The sequence below is a fragment of the Rhizobium sp. M1 genome (genome assembly GCF_002531805.1).
Lineage (GTDB): Bacteria > Pseudomonadota > Alphaproteobacteria > Rhizobiales > Rhizobiaceae > Rhizobium > Rhizobium etli_C.
The window spans coordinates 148575-167185 of sequence record NZ_NWSW01000011.1 but is presented as its reverse complement, the minus strand read 5'-3'; the positions used below and the strand labels follow the sequence as shown (position 1 = coordinate 167185).

The window sequence follows — 18611 nt, the reverse complement described above, 5'->3', positions numbered from 1 at the left end:
ACGTTCTGTCGGTTGATTGTGAAGCTATTGCGGCGGAAGGGAAGGGCGTGGGTGCGCGGAGAGAAAAATATGCGGAGAGGCGTTGCCGTGTAATCCCCTCTAGCCTGCCGGATATCCCCATGTCGGGAAGATTGGTTGGGAGACGTTCACGTCACTCTCCCTCATTCCTGTGCTTGTCACAGGAATCCAGTGCGCCCAAGTCCTTGGGCGCGAGAGACTCTGTTTCAACGTTGATGATTATTCACCGCGCAGACGCGCGGTGGCTGGGTTCCTGTGACAGGCACAGGAATGAGGGAGTTCGAGGTGACGCTCCCACCAGACGCCGGTAACGGCGGTGCGTTTTTTGGCTGCGTGGCGGCAGGGCAAAGGCGGCGGCCACGGCAGAGCCTCTCCATTCCTGCGTCTTCCACCCCGCCACCTTCCCAAATCCCCCAAACCTGATAGCAAATACGGCGGGGTAAGAAACAGGGGCTTCCGGACACGCTGTGCCCGGCAAGGGGGAAACATGCGCTTCATCACAATTCTATCAATCGGCCTCGCCATCGGCGTGGCGGGCTGCTCTCAGGTGGCGGAAAAGGCGGAGAACGCCGCCAACCGCTCCTTCACCAGCTATGCGCTGGGCAAACCCTATACTGACATTGCCAATCTCGGCCAGTCGCCGATGGCGCGGCTTTCCGGCTCCGACGCCACCTACGGCCCGATGATCGGCGCGACGCCATTGACGAACGGCATGACGCTCTACCGGCATATGGCGCCTGCCGCCAAAACCGAGACCGGCACGAATTTCGCCGGCCTGGTCGGCAGCTCCACCGTGTCTGAGAACAACCGGCTTTCCTATTTCCTGGTCGGCGCCGACGGCATCGTCAAGGATTGGGCGACGGGCTCGGTACAGGGCAGCGCCAGCGACTGCGTGCAATATATCGGCGGCATCATCAATCGCTGCAACGACATGCGGCAGCTGCAGGCTTCGCTCGCGCTCTACGATATGCGCGTGGCGACCAAGGGCGGTCAACCGATATCGAGCTGGGGTGAACCGGCAGCGCCCGCGGTCAACTGAGCATGCGCGCCGGCCGGGATAAGGTCGTATCCCTTATCCGCCGGCGAACAATTTGGGGCTGGAGCATGTCGGCAGAAGCGTTGCGCGGTTTGCGCAAGACATGCAAAAAATCAAAGAGGCAAGGGTGCAAGCGATCTGAAAGACCGCGCCCCGCTTCAGGCGCCGAAATCATCCATGAAAGAGGGATGGATGGCAGGCTTGCGCTCTTCGCGGGCTTCGCGAAAACGCTGGGGAACCGCACCGAGACCGGTCACGAAACGGGACAGGAGATTGCGGTTGAAAAGTTTCTGTATGGCACTCATGGCATTTCACTCATTCTTTTTTTTGTTAGCCGGCAGCATATATTTTGCCCAAGCTGCCGTCGCAATGGGCAATTTTGCATGACAGTTATGTGACAGTGGATGATCACATTGGCGTTAGAAGAGCCCGTCGGGGCTACTCCGCACCATAAATCCTCGGCGGCTGCCGACGTGGCGTGGTAGACTGGGCGCTTGGGCTAAACCCAAGCCCTCCGAAGGAGAAGCTCAGATGAACCGCTTTTTCGCACTTGTCGCGACCGGAACGCTGATCAGCCTTGCCACGATCACTTCGGCCTGCACTTCGTCCCCTGACCCTGATCAGACGTCGTCGATCAACGGCGGTTACTATCAGGAAAGTCGCCCGCTCAATCCGGCTTGCACGGACGGGTTCAGGCCGAGCGATGGGCGTTCTTGCAGCTATTAAAACCCGTGTCGATCGACAGTTGGCATTAAGCTTGACTACAAGAACCGGTTGAAAGGCGCCCGCTCGAAGGTCTAGTCTCCAGACAACTGGGGATATACTGATGGCAACCGCGTGTCGCGGAACTTTGAGCGCTTTCTTTACCGCTGTCCTTGCTTCCACATGTCTTGCCGACGGCCCTAGGTCATCGGGAACCGGTTTTGCAGTAACGACGGACGGCTGGTTGCTGACCAACGCACACGTTGTTCAGAGATGCCAGCGGATTGAGGTAAAGGGCAGGGGCGACGCCATCGATCCCCGCATCGACGCCGCCAACGATCTGGCGTTGGTCAAGGTCAACCCTGGGGAGCCGTTCAAGCCGCTCGTCTTCCGGCACGCGCCAACGCGGCTCGGCGAGGACATCCTCGCCATAGGCTTCCCGCTGGCGACGTTGCTTTCGGATTCAGTCAAAGTCACCACAGGTAACGTCAATGCGCTCGCGGGGCTGCGGAACGACACCCGGTACATCCAGATTTCGACACCCATCCAGCCTGGTAATTCCGGTGGCCCGGTCGTTGACCGCGATGGCTTTCTTATGGGCATCACTAGCGCTACGTTATCGAAAGGCATTGCGGACGAAATCGGCATCACGGCACAGAACGTGAACTTCGCAATCCGCGCCTCGGTTGCTGATCTCTTCCTGCAGTCTCAGGGCATCGCTGGGCAATCCGGCGACAGGGCGGTAGACCAGCAGCCGCTGTCGACAGCCGACCTAGCGGATAAAATCACCCCTTCCGTGTTCCAAATTCTCTGCTACGGCGAAAAAGAGGAACAGCTGTCAGCCAGCATGCCAGGCGCGGCGACCAATCTGCCCGCACAGCCAACGACTTCATTCATCGATGCTCGCGGCTACGACGCGATCGGCTTCGACTACCGCGCCGTCAAGGATGTCACTTATTCGGGGTGCCACGAGATTTGTGAAGGCGATAGCCAGTGTAAGGCGATTACCTACAACACCAAGCACGGCGTTTGCTTTCTGAAGGATAATGTCGTCGCCCTGATACGGAATTCGGATGCGGTGGCCGCCTATGCATCGTCAAAGGCGGCCGATGTGATCGTATCTGATTTCACCAGTTATTCTGGCATTGATCTTCCTGGCGGTGACTACAAGCGCCTACGAGGCAGCAACTATTTGCAGTGTTTCACCGCGTGTATCAGCGACAACGCTTGCAGGGCATTCTCCTATGTTCCAAGAAAATCCGAATGCTGGCTCAAGGACATGGTCGGTCGGCCCAAGGCGACTAAAGGTGTGGAGTTAGGGATTAAGTAAATAATGAAGGCGGTTCATCGCGGACGCAGCGAAGCATCTCGGCTATTTTTTCGACAAGCGGCAACTTGCGTATGTTTAGAAGCACCTACTTTGGCGAGTAGGGGTGCGGCGTCCAGGGAGAAAGTAATTGCGTGAAGACTTTGGTACACAGGGGCTGGGTGACTGGCTAGCCCGTGCGGGTATGGGTTTTGGCGAGCTTGTCGCCTTTTGTCCAAATTACTTTGATGATGCACTGGAGCTTTTTCGCAAGATTGCTCGAAAGCCAACTGACGAGATCGGCCAAGAAGACGATGCCGCCATAGCAGATGTTGAACGGATGCTATCAGAGACAGTTGCCAGTATGCATTCTGACGAACTTGAGCAGCGTTTCAGAGCCGGCTTTTTAGAAATGAATGCGTCCTTGCTGGGAGAGAAGCCGCGGAAGATTTACTCGGTAGCTGAGGCTGCCGAGTTAATTATCGAAACGTGCAGGTTCATTCGCGGCGTTCGTCCTCAGGCGACACAGCTTGAGCGAGGACTGTTGGGCGCGCGCCCTGCCTTGGACGACGCGAGCCTAGCGAGCGCCATTGCTGTTGTTCAGAATCTTGCTGACACACTCCTCTCTGGCACTAACGACACCGAGTTGTTGTTTCTGCTCCGAAATTTTACCGAGAATGGAAAAGCGCCTGGCGGGCGGGAGCGTGACCATGACGCCGAAATCAAGCTGCTTGGATGGGTTTGGCGCTCATCGAGCATCCGCTCTCGCGCCGAATTGCTTGGGCGCGATGCTGGGTCGCTGACGGCTCACGTGGGAATTCAGCCAGCGCTTGAGTTGCTCGGGCGCCAACCTCCGGAAACATACACGTATGTATTTGCGGCAGGGCTCCTCGAAAAGTCGGTGCGATTTATCGCTGAGCGATACCGGCGAAGCCCTGGTGAAAGAGCGAGCGAGTATGTTGAAGAACTTGATCTGCCTCCTGATCCGTTCGCGGTCTTCGATTCAGCAATGGAAATGGTGTTTTTGGTCCGCGCGCAGTTAGGCGGCGATTATAAACACCAGGCTGATGCCGATCGTATGCTCCTGGTTCAAATGTTCTCAATTCTAGAGGCGTTTCTCCGTGACCGGCTTCTTAATGTTGTCAGTCATCTGGGGGAGCCGGGAGAACGCGCGCGACGTCGGCTGTGCACACGAATGGACTCATTCAATGAGCAAAAGTGGACTCTTAGGGATGTTGCAAAGGCTTCAAACATCCTGTTGGAGCAGGTGGTTGAAAGGATCAAGGAGGAGTCGTTTCACGATTTCAAGAAAGTAGCGAAATACTACGATCACGCGATCAGTCTTGAGATGCTTCCGACTGCTCCTGATGATGTATCGTTCTTGAACGCTGCCGTTGCCAAGCGACATGACTGCGTGCATCGCAATGGCAAAACGAAGGAGGGAGTGCTGAATAGCGATATTAACGAGGCATATCTCCAGCGTTTGGCGTCGTTATTTAAGCAGATGGCGCGAAACGTGGATGCAGGCGTACGGTCAGCTCTTGCCGCTTCGTAGATTAAACGTCTCTCCGAACGGGAAGAAGAGTAGCTGGAGTTCCCTGGCGCCAGGTGACCCTTCAGACGAAGGAGGGCGACAAGGAGCTGGTTCTGCCGAACACTCCGATGCTGCTGGAGATCCTTGCTCCGCTCGATCGTTCGAAAGAGTTTGTGCTGATCAACGCCTATGGCAACCCGTACAGCGAAAAATCTCTGACTGGCATGAAGGCGCATTGGACAAAGATGCCAAGCGTGCCGGCCGGTTGCACCTTGCACGGCCTTCGTAAGACGCTCGGCAAACCTGCCGAAAGCGGCTCGACGAACGCCAACTGATGGAAACGCTCGGTCACGACGATATCGAGCACGCCGAATTATACAGCCGCGAAGCCGAACAGTAGAAATTGGCCCGCGATGCGATGGCAAAGCTCTCCCGAAAAATATCGATAAAGAAGGCTCAAGTGGAGCGTAATTGATTTATTCCGCGCTTCCGGCGGCATCATCTCTGACTGACCGCGAGCTTTAAGTGCAGCGCTCGACGGAGTTGAGGATGCGCTGAACCAGATGAATGAGATACGTAAAAATCTCGAATACAGGTTCGTTTCGGGTGAGCGAGAAAGGGCCGATCGTCACGAATGCGTTTACGGTGACGTCAGTAACAAATTCGCGGATTGACGCATCCATCCTGTAGAGTTCAACATCATCATTTTCGATGCGAATTGGTGAAGTGCCTTCTGGGATTAAGAATCCGCGTTCATGCCCGAAAGGAGTTAATCCGGGCGGGCCGCCCAGATAGCAGATTGAACCATCCGGCGCCACAAAGACACCCGGCATTGCGGTTCGTACAGCCACAGAAACGCCAGCGACTGCTGCAGGGGGGAGCTGATTATGTTTCCCCAGATTGTCAAGTTGAGCGAGAGCCCAAAGCGCTTGGTTTCCACCATCGTATGGCTTCAGTCGGCGAATAAACTTGACGACAGGATCCGGCACGTTTTCCAACTTCGCTCCCAGATCCCTTTCGAAAGCCGCTTGTGATTTCGATATGGGAAAACCCGCTTGCTTTGAAACCACTTTGCCACCGCCACGAACGAGCGCCGCGACCATGAGATCAAGTGCCGCACGGAGATTGTGCACGACGGATTTGGCAATTGCTTCAAGTTGTTTGGGAAAAGGCTCTTTCGTCACCAACCGGTAAGTCAAGCAGTTATCGTTCGCGTCGAACTCTTTGCGAAATTCAAAAGGCGGATCAGTCTTCTCATTGAAGGCGGCCAAGCTCTCCTCAAAACGTTGTAAACTGAATATCGCCTCATCGACGAGAGCTTTCGACTCTTCGAAGCGATCGCTAATATCTGAAGCCGGTGACAAGCTGCACGGCTTAGCGGGAATCGGATACAAAAAACGTGCGCGTCTGACTCCATCGATGATGACGGATACGCCTTGTGTGTCCGCGTTCATGCCAAGGAGAGGCATCGGTTTCCCCTCTGGTTAAGCGAGTAAGCTCTTATACTGGCATTCAACTCAACATCGCTGCGTAAGGTCAATGGAATTCCAGCGTTCCGCGATCACGCTCCGGGAGGAGGGCATCTCGTGAGAGGTTCTACGGTCGCATGGTCTGGGTGGCGAGCGCCACCCGGCTGAAAAGGGACCTGCCGACATTTCGGGAAGCGCTTAGGCTCGCGCCTGCCGCCAACACCGACCACCTTGCTTTGGTCTTGCCCGTCGATGGCTCGGCGATAATTGAACGCTGGCATGGTAGCCGCTGCCCAGTCTACCTGGACTTCGGTAATGAGCGCCTCGGCCTTCCCGGCTTCAGAACGTGCCAATCCTCTGGAGGCTTCATTTCCGGATCGGAGATGTTGTCGCAACGCCGGTATCGCGTGGAAGCTTCATCGAACACCATCGAGGCAACACGCCCTTACGTGGATATCGACGCCGGGTGATCGTGCCGTATCGACGGGTTCATCTCTCAGATTTTGAGCGGCATTTGTTGGCGAAGAAGGCTCGGCGAGCGAGATTTTGAAGTCGTCGGTTCGCTGACTACGATCCGCGCGCAGCCATAACGTGGAAGACCATGCGGCCGCTAGCTGACATTTGCGTAACCAAATTGAAACTCCACCACCGATTGAATTTTGGCCGATTGTGTATAGAGTCAGGAAATCAATCAGAGAGTGTGTTCGATCTGACGGGGACTGATCGATGATACGCATTTCAACTCTAGGAGCATCAATGTTCAATCGCCTCGCGCTGCCACTGATTGCAATTGTGTTGGGGCTACTGCCCTTCGTGTTGTTTGTCGGGTCGACCAATACGGTCGACGTCAACGGCGCGCGTGTGCGCGAAGAGAGCTTCAATCTTCTGGGGCTGATCTTGGCGGTGCTCGGCATTGTGTTGGCTATGCAGTCCATCCGTCCTTTGCGGGGGGCACACGGCTACGGCCGATCCTGGCGGTCATTGCCATTGTGGTGTGCGTGGTTCAAATCTTGGTCTCGACTAGGCTGCTGTCAACGCGCCCGATCGTGTCGGCGCTCTGGCCGGACAGCGATCTGCCGGCCCTGACTTTCACCGAACTCGAGGAAGGCAATCTGGGCCTTGTTACGGGCATTCTGAGAAGTGGCGATCTCGAGCAGATCAAGCGGGACATTGCCAGCTACAAGGTCAACGCCATTGCCGAGGCAAACCGGCACGTGAGCTATGCTGACGTATGCCATGGTGGTTGTTATCGGCTCGATCTTGAGGCGGTCAAGCTGTTGCCGGACTTCATGTCCGCGGATGACAGGGCTAATCTCGAGCAGCGCGTTGCCGCCGATCACCGCACACCGCCAACAGTGGCCGATTGCACACCGCGCAAGGCCAGTTACTACATGGGTGAACTGGTCGATCGGGTCAATCGGTCCAATATCATGGCCGAGACGCTAATTGCCGGCTATCTCGAAAAAAAGGGCACGCAGTAGTTTCTTCCGGGAGGCGAGCAACTCATCCCAAAGGCTTGGTTCGAACTCGCGACGCAAAAGTCGGCAGAGGACGATAGCATCCCCGCGGAGAGTGTTTCTCAGAATCGTGATTGCCCTCTGGAATATCGCTATTTTTGGTGGTTGCGAAAAGGACATTCAGATTACACGGCAATCGGCCGGGACGGTCCGTTCGTCCGCGTCTACCCCCGTGAGCATGTCGTCATTGTCCAGTTCAGCGATTGGGAGGCTTGGACGAACGGAGATTATCTCGAATCCGAAACGTTCAAGGCTCAGGACGCCCTCGCGACAATCGCATCGCCGAAGCGGATTGAGGCCGAGAGGACTACCAAACTGCACCTGTTAAACGACTGATGCGCGAAAGTGACGGTCCTGCCCAGGAGGGTAGGCTCAGCGTTGCCATCGATTGTCCCCGCAAATTGAAGACATCGATGTTCCATCCTGTTCGCCAAGGATCGAGCCACTCGCTCGAATGGAGGCGATGCGGGTAATTTTTGCAGGGCAATCCAAACGTTATGCCAACTTTCGCGCCTGAGCTTCGTGCGGAACCTCAGGTAATCGGCCGGTCGAAATGCGCCCCTAAGGCAGGTTTCGCAATAAAAACAACGCGCATCAGTGCAATCATATTGACGAAAAAAATATCGTTGATGACGAACTAGATGAGGGCAGTCAGCATGTTTCGAACATTGCTCGAGCGGGATCAGCTCGCTCTAACTGGTCTACCGGTTGTCGGTGAGATCTGCGTCTTCGTGATGGAGGCAGTAGGCGGCCGAATAGGCGAGGGATGTTTGCTGCAGTTCGTCACCCATACAAGGGGGTTCAACCCGCACCTTTCAAGGCGCACAAATTGGTTGCGACGGACGCTCGGCCGGCGATGAGCCGGGCGACACTATCTGAGGGTATCGCGAGTTCGACGGGACAGCCTCGATCCCACAGTGGGTACGACAGCAGACATTTAAGTCATTGCTAATTCTCCCATATATCACGCTGCGCCGGCGTAGCGGCGTGCTCCTGCGTTGACGGATGGTGCGGTGGAGCCGCCGCACTTCTTACTCAACGGAAGCCGAAGAAGCTCAGGATAGCGAGCACGATGACTACGGCGCCGACGAGCCAGATTATGTTATTCATGTGAAATCTCCTTCAAAATGGAACGAGTCAGGCTGCAAGCACATAATGTCTAGCGGCAGCTCAGGTTCCAATTCCCATTACCTGGCAAGCCTCCACTCGCGACAGGTAGTCCTGCGCCGATTCCTCCCGATCCCGCCGTAGAGCTCGATCGGGTAGGAGATTGTTCCAGCGTCGCCGCGGAATTTGTTTCACCTAATTTTCGAGGAGGTGCAGATATGAGGTTGATGCGGGTTGGATTTGGCGTCCGGCTACAGGCAAACTAGAATGGTGGGCCCGGAGGGACTCGAACCCCCAACCAAGCGGTTATGAGCCGCCGGCTCTAACCATTGAGCTACAGGCCCTGACGCCGGTGGCCGGCGCCGTGGTGCCGAAGATCGGCACCGTGATGCCGGGGCAATGGTTCCCGCAGCATCGGTTCGCTCTAGCCCAAATTGCAGGGAGCTACAAGCGGGCAGGGCAACATCTGTGGATGATGCATATTTCACGGGCAAAAGCATTGGAACCTTGCCGCGCGGGGTACACTTATTCGAATCAGATTCCGCATGAAAAGGGCGTTTGCAGATGGTGGCTTCGAACAGTGCCGTGGTGCTCATCGTGGAGGATGAGCCGCTGATCCGGTTCAATATCCTCGATGTGCTGGAGGATGTCGGACACGTGGCGCTGGAGGCGGCGAATGCCGATGAGGCGATGGTGGTGCTGAAGGGCCGGCAGGATGTCGATATCCTGTTCACCGACGTCAACATGGCCGGTTCGATGGACGGCATCCAGCTTGCCAAGCGGGTGAGGGCGATGCGGCCGAATATCGGCATCATCATCACCTCGGGCATGGTGCGGCTCGATCCCATGGCGCTGCCCGCCAACGCAGCCTTCCTGCCGAAACCCTATATGCACGATACGCTGATCACGACGATCGATTCCTTGATGACGTGATTCGCGCAACCGCAAAACGGGGACAGGTTTTGCGGCTGCGCGCGAGGCGCCGGGAGCCATGCTCCTCTTCAGGCGGGGCGGAGGGAACCGCACCCTCAGCTGAAGCTGCTCTTCAGCGCCTCGTTCTCGTGATGGGCCTTCTTCTCGTAGATCGTAAACAGCGCCATCGAGAGCAGATAGGAGAGGAAGGGATCCCCTATCTGCGTGGCGATGTCACGGGATGCGAGCACGTGGCGCTCCAAAGCGCTGATATCTTTCTGCATTGCGGTTTCAGCGAGGCGGTTCATGCTGCCATCTCCAGGAATTGCGTCACGACCGAGCGGGTCGGAACATGTCTGACATAAAGGGGTAGGGTCAGGCCGAGGGCGGCGCGCATCCTGCGCAGCACGCGATCCGACACTTCGAAGGCGCCGCAGCAGACGGGATACTTGCCGTAGCCGTCTGCGCGGCCGAGTTCTTCCACTTCGGCGCCTGCGCGCTTGTAGACGCGCTTGAGATAGGGTTCGTAGTTGGAAATCATCGTATGGATGCCGTGGTCGAGCGCGCATTCGCACAGCGCGAGCAGCATCATCGAAAAGGCGCGGCCGGCATCGATATTCGGGAAATCCTTGGCGATCGCCTCTTCATCGATGCACATGCGCGTGCCCTCCCAGATGCCGGGGGCAATGAGATCGGCCGCCGCGGGAAACGTCTCGCGGAAGACGTCGTAGAGCAGGGTCGGGCCGGTCGTCGGCATCAGGCGCATGCCGCCGTAAAGGCGCGTGCGGCTGTCGTTGCACCAGACGAGATAGGCCGGGGCGAGCGCATCATAGCTGTCGCGTTCGTAAGGACCGATGACGGGAACGTCCCAGCCGAGCGTGTCGGCGAAGACCTTCTTGCGCAGGCGGAACATCTGGTCGAGTACGGCAGCGTATTTCTGATACTCATGTGCCTGAATGATAACGAACATTTTGCCCTCCAGCGTTTGCAGTTCGTGGAGAGCAGAATGGTTCAGGCGGGCCGCATCGGAAATTCCCTCAGATGGGCCCCCCCAGATGGGGGGATTAGCCCAAAAGTATGAGGATTGGGGTTAGACCCTGCGCAAGCAGGCGCAGAAGCGCGGCAACGCTTCAGCACCTTGAATCTGGCTTGCGAAAACAGGGTCGTGGATCGAGGAAAGCGGAAATGCGCTCATGCATGTCGCCCGGAAGTGTGCAGCGGTTCCGGGACAACGACATGCATCAAAACAAAGGGCTCATGCATGTCGCCCGGAAGTGTGCAGCGGTTTCCGGGATAACGACATGCATCAAAACAAAGGGCTAAAGCGCGTCCCATGAATCAAATTTGATGCGACGCGCTTTAGGGATTGATGATGCGCAGCTGCACCGCCCGCGAGGCGGCCGCCGAAATCGTGGCACAGCCGAGCTTGAAGCGGGCGGTCTTCAGGTAGTCGCGGGTGGTGTGCTCCGAAATGCCCAATATTACCGAGATATCCTTGTAATCCTTGCCGAGCGCGGTCCAGTGCAGGCATTCGATCTCGCGCGGCGACAATGTCGGCACCGGGTCGTTCTCGCCATGCAGTTCATAGACGGCTTTGCGGTGGATCAGATGGGCGATCTCGATCCATTCGTTGCGGTAGCGGCGCACGAGTTCGGCCCATTCCTCGGCCGGAATGCGGGCGTTCATTGACAGCAGCGCGCGGCGCTGCGCCTTGTCGGCGACGGGAATGGAGTAGCCGTTGCCGCCGATGCCGTGCTTCTGGGCGTCGACCAGCATCGCATAGGCCTCCGGCGTCGGCTCGACTTCGCTCCAGTCGAAGGGCAGCTGGCGTTCGAAGCCCTGCTTGACGATCGGATCGACCTTCACATAGCTGTTCAGGAGGTAGCGGGAGACCCAGGCATCCGGATAGGTTGTGCGCACGAAGGGGGAATCGATCTTGCTCGCAATGGTTTGGGCGAGATGGTAGGTGACGAAATCGAGGCCGTATTCCGCCTGGAGAATACGGATGGCGGCATCCACATTGGGCGCAGCCTTGATCTGTTCGAAAGCGGGTTCGAACTTGTCGCTGTAAGTATTCTCGATCATTTCCATCGTCCCAATTGCTTCAATCCTACCGTGAGGACCGTCTAAAATACAAGGCATCCCCACATATGCGGGAGTGACAATCCGGGCACCACCTGCTAGCGCCTTCATAGGGAGGCCTCATATGGACAGCACGAGACCATTCGAGATTGCCGAATGCCAACAGGCCGCCAAAGGCCTGAAATCCAGCTGGCAGGACATGGCAGGTTCCGAAGCCTTGATCCGCGCCCTCGTTGCCGAACGCAATGGCGACAGTCCGCTGGCGCTGTTCTGGACCGAAGTTCATCGGGCGCTTTGCCAGGAACACAAGGCGTTCTGACAGGTTTGCCCCGGCGGACGATTTCAGTCTTTCCCCGATATGAACAGCATCGCCTGGCATCGAAACCGGCCCCCCGGCGAGATGAAACCCGCGCTCCGCCCATGAGTCGGTTTTCATTCCTACCCGTTTCCGATTTTGCAAAGAGGGTGTCGAGCGGCAATGTCGCCGGCGGGGAGGGGGATGGCGCTTATCCCCCGTCTTTGTGCCAATATGCTTGATGAAACGTTTCGAGCCGGAACAGTTGGCGTTCCCGCAAGCGGCTGCACTGTGCCATTACTGACACTTCCTGGCTAAAGAGCGAGATTTCCATCGGTCGGCTTGGATAGCATTACTCCGCGAGAGCGGCGCTCGTTACGCTCTCGCCGCCTGCCGGTGAGACAGGTTGGGCCCTCTCTCCACCCTCTGGTTGCACGGCCGCAGCCTCTCTCCGCCCGCATCCTGAGGTGCCTCGCAGGGGCCTCGAAGGACAAGGGTCGGCCACCAGCGTCTGCTCCGGCAATGGATACGGCTTAAAGCGCCGAGCCACCCGCCCCCGTCCTTCGAGGCTCCAGCCTTCGGCCTACGCACCTCAGGATGAGGGCTGATTGTGGTGCCGTGTGGCTGGTGGGCTGATCGAGGTGAGGTGTTATGGCAAGGGCTCTGCCTTGCCGCTCCGCCTCCCGTTGAGGCTGCCGCTCTCTCTCCGCCCTCATCCTGAGGTGCCCCGCAGGGGCCTCGAAGGACTAGGGTCGGCCACCGGCGTCTGCTCCGGCAATAAATGTGGGTTGAAGCGCCCAGCCCCCCGCTGGTCGTGGTGCCGTGTGGCTGGGCTGATTGTTAAATCGTATGGCCGGCTCAACCGACCTTTGTCGAAGGATTGATCCAATCCTGGCGCGGCAGTTCCGGCCGTGGCAGTTTCGGGCGGAATTTCACCAGCACCTCGCGGCCGTCGATCGAGGCCTGCGTGCGTTCCAGCGCGGCGCGCTCGGCAACCGCCTGGCGCCAGTGTTCGTCGTCCCGGCCGTCAGGGCGGCCCTGTTCTTCCCAGATCGCGTAGGCCCGCTTGCTGATCCATTCGTGGCGTCTGTCGCTCATCTGTCGGTTCCGTTCGTGAAAGGTGTTATTGGGCAATTCTGTCCGGCTGAACAGGCGCGCGGCGCTTGGCTGCCATCAGCAAATCGAGTTCGATCGAGGAAGGTCCGAAACGGGTGAACAGGCTTTCGGCCTGCTCCATGCGCAGGCCATATTTGGAGGCGAATTCGTCAAGACTATAGGGGCGGCCGCGCAGGACCCTGGCCCGCCGCTCCGGTTCACGGATTTGCGTCATTGGTGGTAACCCCATCTGCTTTTGCGAAGTGTGAGAACAAAACAGATTACAGCCGCAAAAGTTCCGTGATTTTTCACGGTTTTTTCGGCCTTTTGCACCGTTCCGGAATGCTGGGACGCCGCTGGCATGGATTTTCAATAATGCCGAGTGTTGAGAAAATTTCGCCTAAAACATGCAGGAATTTCATACCGTTAAGCAAACGGCTTCCGTTTCGGCGGAGAAATGGGCTTTATCCCTAGCGCGTTACTCTATAGAATCAATCGTGTTATTCGGTCTGCGAGGGGCAAAAAGCTGCGTTCCCCGCGTCGAAGCCGACCGATCCAGGAGGACTTTGGCTTCAATCCATCAAGAGGAGACAGACATGATGAATGCCCTGCCGCCACTTCACAACGGCCACGCGCCGTTTACCCTCCAGCAGCTGTTCCGCGAAGCACTTTACGCCTTCGAGGAATGGGACGTTGAATTGACCGAACCGATCGTGACCCACGAAGGACGGGTCATCCCGATCAGCTTCGTTTTCGAAGCCATGCGCGAATGCACCGACATCGTGCCGATGAATATCGTCGGCGCCGTTACCGAGCGGCTGACCAAGCCGTGGGAAGGCGAAGGTCCGCTCGACCAGATGACCTTCTCGACGGCGGCACGCGTCATGCGCGTGCTGGTGCGCAAACGCCTTCTCGCCAACGGCACGGCGGATCCCGTCGCCGTTTCGGCGCATGCGGCCGAAGACCAAAGCCGCGACTGACAGGAAAAGGATCACACACGCATATCGCGCAAAACTGTGCAGCGGTTTTGCAATCACGACATGCTGAAATCAAGGACCTAAAGCGTGGCAAGCGAATCTGAAAGATCGCGACACGCTTTAGAGCATGTCGCGCAAAAGTGTGCAGCGGTTTTGCGATTGCGACATGCTGGAATCAAGGACCTAAAGCGTGGCAAGCGAATCTGAAAGATCGCGCCACGCTTTAGGGCTGCGCTCCTTTTCTGTTTCGGCGGAACCTCCCTTATTCCCAGCCGTTTATTTCCATGATCCCAATTCGCACCGGATTGGGAATTATTCAGTCATTCAGCGCGTTACCGCGTTCTCTGCGCCTCTTCGCGCAGGCGCTGGAATGCGACAGACACAGCCCGTAGCAAGATGACGGGCGAGGAATAGCACCATGCTGAAATCCATCGTTCAAGAAATCATCGGCACACCGCGGCGTGAGCCGGAACTTCCGCAATCGCTCGAACAGTTTCGCGACAACAAGCGGGTGCTGATCATCTTCGCCGACGCGCAGGACGATCGCGCTGTGATCCAAGACGAATGGTTGCGCAACGCCCATATGCGCCTCATCGAGGAAGATGTCGAAGTGTTCATCATCGCCGGCGGCGGCGCCTTCTCGCTGTTCGACGATGCCTGGGAGCTTGATGCCGACGATGTAAGAGAGCGGCTGCAGGGGCCGCCGTCGGGCGAGTTCGGGCTGATCCTGATCGGGCGTGACGGAACGGTGAAGCTGCGTTCGAGCGAGCCGCGCACGGCCGAGGAGATTTTCGAGGCCCTGGACAGCCTGCCGAAGACGACGCCCTGGTAACTGCGGCGCGGCGTGGCTGAAAGCAACCGCGCGGGCGCTGGCACGCTCAGAGTTCGAAGGCTTCCTTGAGGCCGAGGCTCTTGCGTTCGCGCAGATCGAGATCGGCCTCGATATGGGCGATGTGATGCAGCATCAGCTGGCAGGCGCGGTCGAGTTCGTCGTTTTCGATCGCCGCGATGATGTCGCCATGTTCGGAATGGCCGCAGCTCGAGGCCGTCGACTGGCCGTAAAGCGCGATCACCAGCGACGAGCGGGCGACGAGCTCCTCCATGAAGCGCTGCATGATGGCATTGCCGGAGATTTCCGCCAGCATCAGATGAAAATCGCCTGACGCCTTGATCTCGGCGCGGCGCGCCGTCTGGCCGCGCTCGCTCATCAGCCGGCCTTCCTCCAGCAGAAGCTGTCTCAACTGGCTGATGTCGCCGGGCGTGATCCGCGCTGCGGCCTCGCGCAATATGCCCGGCTCGACCAGGCGGCGGGCGGCGAAGATCTGCCTGGCCTCGTCGGGGGAGGGATAGGCGACGAAGGCGCCGCGGTTCTTCTCGACGCTGACGAGCCCCTCATAGGAGAGCGCCTGGAGGGCGGCGCGGGCAAGCGTGCGGCTGACGTTGAAGAGATTGCCGACATCGCTTTCGGAAAGCTTGGTGCCGGGGGAAAGCCTGCGCTCGACGATCGCCTCGCGAATGGCGTCGCGGATCTGCTGCGCGCCGGTTTCGGCGGAGTCTTCGGCCTGTTGAGCCTTGACGGCGGATTTCATGAAATTCTGTTCCCTGATGACGGGCAAACCATATCCGGCTTCGCGGCAAAAGTTAAACGGAATTTGTGGCCGAAGTGGCGGCGAAATCGTATACACTTTTTTGCGTAAATTGCGAACAATAGCCTAAATGATGTGCAGACGATGCCATGCTCATAATATGCTCTTGCCGGGCCGTTTTCGGTAAGGTCGTTGATTTACAATAGGTTGAGCTGCTGAAATCGGATTGGCACGGCAGATGCATCGTCTGTCCCAAACAGGGGAAGGCATGATGTCGAAAGCGGCAGAGATCGATATAGTATCCGTTTCGAAGGTCTATGGGGCGACGACGGCCGTCCATGGGATCAGCCTGAAGATTCCGGCCGGCTCCTATTGCTGCTTCCTCGGCCCATCGGGCTGCGGCAAGACCTCGACGCTGCGCATGATCGCCGGCCATGAGAGCATTTCGTCCGGCGATATCCGGCTCGGCAATACTGTTGTCACCGACTTTCCGCCGGCCCGGCGCGGCACTGCGATGATGTTCCAGTCCTATGCGCTGTTCCCGCATCTCGACCTGATCGACAATGTCGCCTTCAGCCTGAAGATGAAGGGCGTCGACAAGGCGGAGCGGCGGGCCAAGGCGCTCGAGATGCTGACGCTGATGCAGATGGAGTCCTATGCCAGCAGGCGTCCGGCCCAGCTTTCCGGCGGCCAGCAGCAGCGCGTGGCGCTGGCACGCGCACTGATCACCGATCCGGAGGCACTGCTGCTCGACGAGCCGCTGTCGGCTCTCGATCCATTCCTGAAGATCCGTATGCGTGCCGAACTGAAGAAGCTGCAGAAGTCGCTCGGCATCACCTTCGTGCATGTCACCCACAGCCAGGAAGAGGCAATGGCGCTTGCCGACATCATGGTCATCATGAACGACGGCCGGATCGAGCAGGCGGCAGCCCCGCGCGAGGTCTTCGAGCGGCCGGCAACCGCCTTCGTCGCCCGCTTCATGGGCGATCACAATGTGCTCACCGGCCGGGTGACATCGAGCGCGGAGGGCGTGCTCGTCATGACCGTGCCGGAGGGGCAGAGCTTTTCCGTGCGCGGGACGGGCAGGGCGGTCGGCGAACCGGTCGATATCGGCATCCGCACCGACCGCGTGCGCTTGCAGGTCGCGACCGAATGGACGCTCGGCTTCAACGGCATCGTCTCCAACGTCGAATATCGCGGCTCTTCGGTGAAGATCACCGTTGTCGGCGCCGGCAGCGACGACTTCACGGTCATATCAGACGATGGCGATTATTTCGCTCGGCCGGTCGCCGTCGGCGAGACCGTCGCGCTCAGCTGGGAACTCGATGACGCCGTGCTTCTCGGCCGCTCTTCCGCATGAACCATCATCAACCAACCTTCCGCGTCAACAAAAAGGGGAACTGACATGACGACTGAAACGACATCGACGAAGGCTGCGAAGGGCCTGTCCCGCCGCACGCTGCTGAAGACGGGTGCTGCCGCCGTCGGCGCCATCGCCGGCTCCGGCGCCATCACCGGCTTTCCCACCATCTGGGCGAAGACGAACATCACGCTTCGCCAGTTCGGCACCGGTGTTTCGAACATCAATGCCATCGCCGAGAAGTGCAAAGCCGATCTCGGCATCACGCTGGAGATGACGGCGACCGATTCCGACGCCGCCGCCCAGCGCGCCGTTACCCAGCCCGACAGCTACGACATCGCCGACATCGAATACTGGATCGCCAAGAAGGTGTTTCCGTCAGGCGTGCTGCAGCCGATGGACGTCAAGAAGCTGAAATATTACGACAAGATCGTGCCGCTGTTCATCAACGGCAAGATGAAGCCGGACAGCGTCATCGCCCAGGGTACGGCGCCGCATACGGTCGGCTTCGTCGAGGCGCAGGGTTCCAAGAAGTTCGCCAAGGAGCCGACGCAGTGGATGACGATGGTTCCGACCATCTACAACGCCGATACGCTCGGCATCCGCCCGGATCTCGTCGGCCGCGACATCACCAGCTGGGCCGACATCATGGACCCGAAGTTCAAGGGCAAGACCTCGATCCTCAACATCCCGTCGATCGGCATCATGGATGCGGCGATGATCATGGAAGCCATGGGCAACATCAAATATGCCGACAAGGGCAACATGACCAAGGAAGAGATCGACAAGACGATCGAATTCCTGATCAAGGCCAAGGGCGACGGCCAGTTCCGCGCCTTCTGGAAGAGCTTCGACGAGTCGGTCAACCTGATGGCCTCGGGTGAAGTCGTCATCCAGTCCATGTGGTCGCCGGCCGTTGCCGCCGTCCGCTCCAAGGGCATCGCCTGCAAGTATCAGCCGCTCAAGGAAGGCTACCGCGCCTGGGGCGGCGGCCTCGGCCTTGCCTCGCATCTGAAGGGCGCCGAGCTCGACGCGGCCTATGAATATATCAACTGGTACACATCCGGCTGGGTCGGCGGCTACCTCAACCGCCAGGGCTACTATTCCGCCTGCATGGAGACCGCCAAGAACTTCATGACGGCAGACGAATGGGGCTACTGGATCGAGGGCAAGCCGGCTCAGGGCGATATCCTGTCGCCGGAAGGCAAGGTGATGGAGAAGGCCGGCGCCGTGCGCGACGGCGGCGCCTTCGAAGCCCGCATGGGTGCTGTGGCTTGCTGGAACTCCGTCATGGACGAAGACCGCTATATGGTCCGCCGCTGGAACGAGTTCATCGCGGCCTGATGTTTCGGGGCGGGGCAGCATTGTCTTTCGCTGACGCTCAAGACGTCGCTTCGCTCCGCCCCCTCATCTGCCCTTCGGGCATCTTCTCCCCGCTGGGGAGAAGAGGGAGTTCGCGCTCCAACCCTCCCCGCGAGGAGGAGGGAGCCCGGCGAGGGTGCGGCAAAAAACTCCCTCCCTTGTGGGGAGGGTTGGGGAGGGGTCTTTTGAACCTTCTCTATTTGAAAGCAAGGTTTGCGGTGGCCCCGGCGCTGCCGCGATTCCTCTTCTCCCC

Annotated in this window: 20 protein-coding genes and 1 tRNA gene; 12 read left to right on the top strand and 9 right to left on the bottom strand. The window is 58.4% G+C overall.

Annotation, left to right across the window (positions count from 1 at the left end; all coding sequences use genetic code 11):
- The first annotated feature begins 505 nt into the window (after positions 1 to 505).
- Entirely contained in the window at positions 506 to 1057 is a 552-nt protein-coding gene (locus tag CO655_RS12760; protein ID WP_097664892.1) for a hypothetical protein, read from the top strand.
- A gap of 155 nt (positions 1058 to 1212) precedes the next feature.
- Here CO655_RS12760 and CO655_RS33835 read toward each other — a convergent pair whose 3' ends face one another.
- A complete protein-coding gene (locus CO655_RS33835) occupies positions 1213 to 1359 on the bottom strand; it encodes a hypothetical protein (protein WP_004677729.1) in 147 nt (48 codons plus the stop codon).
- Between the two features lie 226 nt (positions 1360 to 1585).
- On the opposite strand from CO655_RS33835, the gene CO655_RS12755 reads away from it, so the two are divergent.
- The 4 genes from CO655_RS12755 to CO655_RS33830 all read left to right on the top strand — a co-directional run bounded on the left by CO655_RS12755 (position 1586) and on the right by CO655_RS33830 (position 4931).
- Complete coding sequence (locus tag CO655_RS12755; RefSeq protein ID WP_010028672.1) at positions 1586 to 1780, top strand: hypothetical protein; 195 nt, start codon at positions 1586 to 1588, stop codon at positions 1778 to 1780.
- A gap of 100 nt (positions 1781 to 1880) precedes the next feature.
- A complete protein-coding gene (locus CO655_RS12750) occupies positions 1881 to 3086 on the top strand; it encodes a trypsin-like peptidase domain-containing protein (protein WP_097664891.1) in 1206 nt (401 codons plus the stop codon).
- Between the two features lie 127 nt (positions 3087 to 3213).
- Positions 3214 to 4617: a hypothetical protein gene (locus tag CO655_RS12745; protein WP_097664890.1), complete on the top strand. Its 1404-nt coding sequence runs from the start codon at positions 3214 to 3216 to the stop codon at positions 4615 to 4617.
- Between the two features lie 53 nt (positions 4618 to 4670).
- Positions 4671 to 4931, top strand: a complete 261-nt coding sequence (locus tag CO655_RS33830; protein WP_176539241.1) for a hypothetical protein — start codon at positions 4671 to 4673, stop codon at positions 4929 to 4931.
- Positions 4932 to 5117: 186 nt separating this feature from the next.
- Here CO655_RS33830 and CO655_RS12735 read toward each other — a convergent pair whose 3' ends face one another.
- Positions 5118 to 6065: a hypothetical protein gene (locus CO655_RS12735; RefSeq protein ID WP_097664888.1), complete on the bottom strand. Its 948-nt coding sequence runs from the start codon at positions 6063 to 6065 to the stop codon at positions 5118 to 5120.
- Between the two features lie 1046 nt (positions 6066 to 7111).
- Between CO655_RS12735 and CO655_RS12725 the strand changes: the two genes are divergently transcribed.
- Positions 7112 to 7546, top strand: a complete 435-nt coding sequence (locus CO655_RS12725) for a hypothetical protein (RefSeq protein ID WP_141514307.1) — start codon at positions 7112 to 7114, stop codon at positions 7544 to 7546.
- Positions 7547 to 8957: 1411 nt separating this feature from the next.
- Here CO655_RS12725 and CO655_RS12715 read toward each other — a convergent pair.
- Positions 8958 to 9033, bottom strand: a tRNA-Ile gene (locus tag CO655_RS12715).
- Between the two features lie 220 nt (positions 9034 to 9253).
- Here CO655_RS12715 and CO655_RS12710 point away from each other — a divergent pair.
- Positions 9254 to 9622 (top strand): response regulator, encoded by a 369-nt coding sequence (locus tag CO655_RS12710; protein WP_064684469.1) that lies wholly within the window; start codon positions 9254 to 9256, stop codon positions 9620 to 9622.
- Positions 9623 to 9717: 95 nt separating this feature from the next.
- Here the strand turns inward: CO655_RS12710 and CO655_RS12705 are convergent, their stop codons facing one another.
- The 3 genes from CO655_RS12705 to CO655_RS12695 form a co-directional block, all read right to left on the bottom strand.
- A complete protein-coding gene (locus CO655_RS12705; RefSeq protein WP_064684267.1) occupies positions 9718 to 9909 on the bottom strand; it encodes a hypothetical protein in 192 nt (63 codons plus the stop codon).
- Positions 9906 to 10571, bottom strand: a complete 666-nt coding sequence (locus tag CO655_RS12700; RefSeq protein WP_097664884.1) for an acyl-homoserine-lactone synthase — start codon at positions 10569 to 10571, stop codon at positions 9906 to 9908. Before CO655_RS12700 ends, CO655_RS12705 begins: the two co-directional genes overlap by 4 nt.
- A gap of 389 nt (positions 10572 to 10960) precedes the next feature.
- Positions 10961 to 11686: a LuxR family transcriptional regulator gene (locus CO655_RS12695; protein ID WP_097605073.1), complete on the bottom strand. Its 726-nt coding sequence runs from the start codon at positions 11684 to 11686 to the stop codon at positions 10961 to 10963.
- Between the two features lie 121 nt (positions 11687 to 11807).
- On the opposite strand from CO655_RS12695, the gene CO655_RS12690 reads away from it, so the two are divergent.
- Complete coding sequence (locus tag CO655_RS12690; RefSeq protein ID WP_097578720.1) at positions 11808 to 12002, top strand: hypothetical protein; 195 nt, start codon at positions 11808 to 11810, stop codon at positions 12000 to 12002.
- Between the two features lie 834 nt (positions 12003 to 12836).
- Here CO655_RS12690 and CO655_RS12685 read toward each other — a convergent pair.
- Positions 12837 to 13076, bottom strand: a complete 240-nt coding sequence (locus tag CO655_RS12685; RefSeq protein WP_010030043.1) for a DUF2934 domain-containing protein — start codon at positions 13074 to 13076, stop codon at positions 12837 to 12839.
- Positions 13077 to 13101: 25 nt separating this feature from the next.
- Entirely contained in the window at positions 13102 to 13308 is a 207-nt protein-coding gene (locus CO655_RS12680; RefSeq protein WP_010030042.1) for a hypothetical protein, read from the bottom strand.
- Positions 13309 to 13669: 361 nt separating this feature from the next.
- On the opposite strand from CO655_RS12680, the gene CO655_RS12675 reads away from it, so the two are divergent.
- Together CO655_RS12675 and CO655_RS12670 are read left to right on the top strand one after the other, a co-directional pair.
- The gene (locus CO655_RS12675) at positions 13670 to 14053 is read left to right on the top strand and encodes a hypothetical protein (protein WP_010030041.1); all 384 of its coding nucleotides are present in this window, start codon (positions 13670 to 13672) and stop codon (positions 14051 to 14053) included.
- Between the two features lie 415 nt (positions 14054 to 14468).
- Complete coding sequence (locus tag CO655_RS12670; protein WP_097578729.1) at positions 14469 to 14882, top strand: DUF4174 domain-containing protein; 414 nt, start codon at positions 14469 to 14471, stop codon at positions 14880 to 14882.
- 46 nt (positions 14883 to 14928) lie between these two features.
- Here CO655_RS12670 and CO655_RS12665 read toward each other — a convergent pair whose 3' ends face one another.
- A complete protein-coding gene (locus CO655_RS12665) occupies positions 14929 to 15639 on the bottom strand; it encodes a GntR family transcriptional regulator (protein WP_097664883.1) in 711 nt (236 codons plus the stop codon).
- 268 nt (positions 15640 to 15907) lie between these two features.
- Here CO655_RS12665 and CO655_RS12660 point away from each other — a divergent pair, with 268 nt between their 5' ends.
- Positions 15908 to 16996, top strand: a complete 1089-nt coding sequence (locus CO655_RS12660) for an ABC transporter ATP-binding protein (RefSeq protein ID WP_097604776.1) — start codon at positions 15908 to 15910, stop codon at positions 16994 to 16996.
- 45 nt (positions 16997 to 17041) lie between these two features.
- Positions 17042 to 18340 carry a PotD/PotF family extracellular solute-binding protein gene (locus CO655_RS12655; RefSeq protein ID WP_097664882.1) on the top strand — a complete coding sequence of 433 codons (1299 nt, stop codon included), beginning with the start codon at positions 17042 to 17044 and terminating at the stop codon, positions 18338 to 18340.
- Positions 18341 to 18611: the final 271 nt, after the last annotated feature.

Coding starts and splice junctions, on each gene's coding strand:
- CO655_RS12760 (WP_097664892.1), top strand. CDS start 506: ATGCGCTTCATCACAATTCTATCAATCGGCCTCGCCATCGGCGTGGCG.
- CO655_RS33835 (WP_004677729.1), bottom strand. CDS start 1,359: ATGAGTGCCATACAGAAACTTTTCAACCGCAATCTCCTGTCCCGTTTC.
- CO655_RS12755 (WP_010028672.1), top strand. CDS start 1,586: ATGAACCGCTTTTTCGCACTTGTCGCGACCGGAACGCTGATCAGCCTT.
- CO655_RS12750 (WP_097664891.1), top strand. CDS start 1,881: ATGGCAACCGCGTGTCGCGGAACTTTGAGCGCTTTCTTTACCGCTGTC.
- CO655_RS12735 (WP_097664888.1), bottom strand. CDS start 6,065: ATGCCTCTCCTTGGCATGAACGCGGACACACAAGGCGTATCCGTCATC.
- CO655_RS12710 (WP_064684469.1), top strand. CDS start 9,254: ATGGTGGCTTCGAACAGTGCCGTGGTGCTCATCGTGGAGGATGAGCCG.
- CO655_RS12705 (WP_064684267.1), bottom strand. CDS start 9,909: ATGAACCGCCTCGCTGAAACCGCAATGCAGAAAGATATCAGCGCTTTG.
- CO655_RS12700 (WP_097664884.1), bottom strand. CDS start 10,571: ATGTTCGTTATCATTCAGGCACATGAGTATCAGAAATACGCTGCCGTA.
- CO655_RS12695 (WP_097605073.1), bottom strand. CDS start 11,686: ATGATCGAGAATACTTACAGCGACAAGTTCGAACCCGCTTTCGAACAG.
- CO655_RS12690 (WP_097578720.1), top strand. CDS start 11,808: ATGGACAGCACGAGACCATTCGAGATTGCCGAATGCCAACAGGCCGCC.
- CO655_RS12685 (WP_010030043.1), bottom strand. CDS start 13,076: ATGAGCGACAGACGCCACGAATGGATCAGCAAGCGGGCCTACGCGATC.
- CO655_RS12680 (WP_010030042.1), bottom strand. CDS start 13,308: ATGACGCAAATCCGTGAACCGGAGCGGCGGGCCAGGGTCCTGCGCGGC.
- CO655_RS12675 (WP_010030041.1), top strand. CDS start 13,670: ATGATGAATGCCCTGCCGCCACTTCACAACGGCCACGCGCCGTTTACC.
- CO655_RS12670 (WP_097578729.1), top strand. CDS start 14,469: ATGCTGAAATCCATCGTTCAAGAAATCATCGGCACACCGCGGCGTGAG.
- CO655_RS12665 (WP_097664883.1), bottom strand. CDS start 15,639: ATGAAATCCGCCGTCAAGGCTCAACAGGCCGAAGACTCCGCCGAAACC.
- CO655_RS12660 (WP_097604776.1), top strand. CDS start 15,908: ATGTCGAAAGCGGCAGAGATCGATATAGTATCCGTTTCGAAGGTCTAT.
- CO655_RS12655 (WP_097664882.1), top strand. CDS start 17,042: ATGACGACTGAAACGACATCGACGAAGGCTGCGAAGGGCCTGTCCCGC.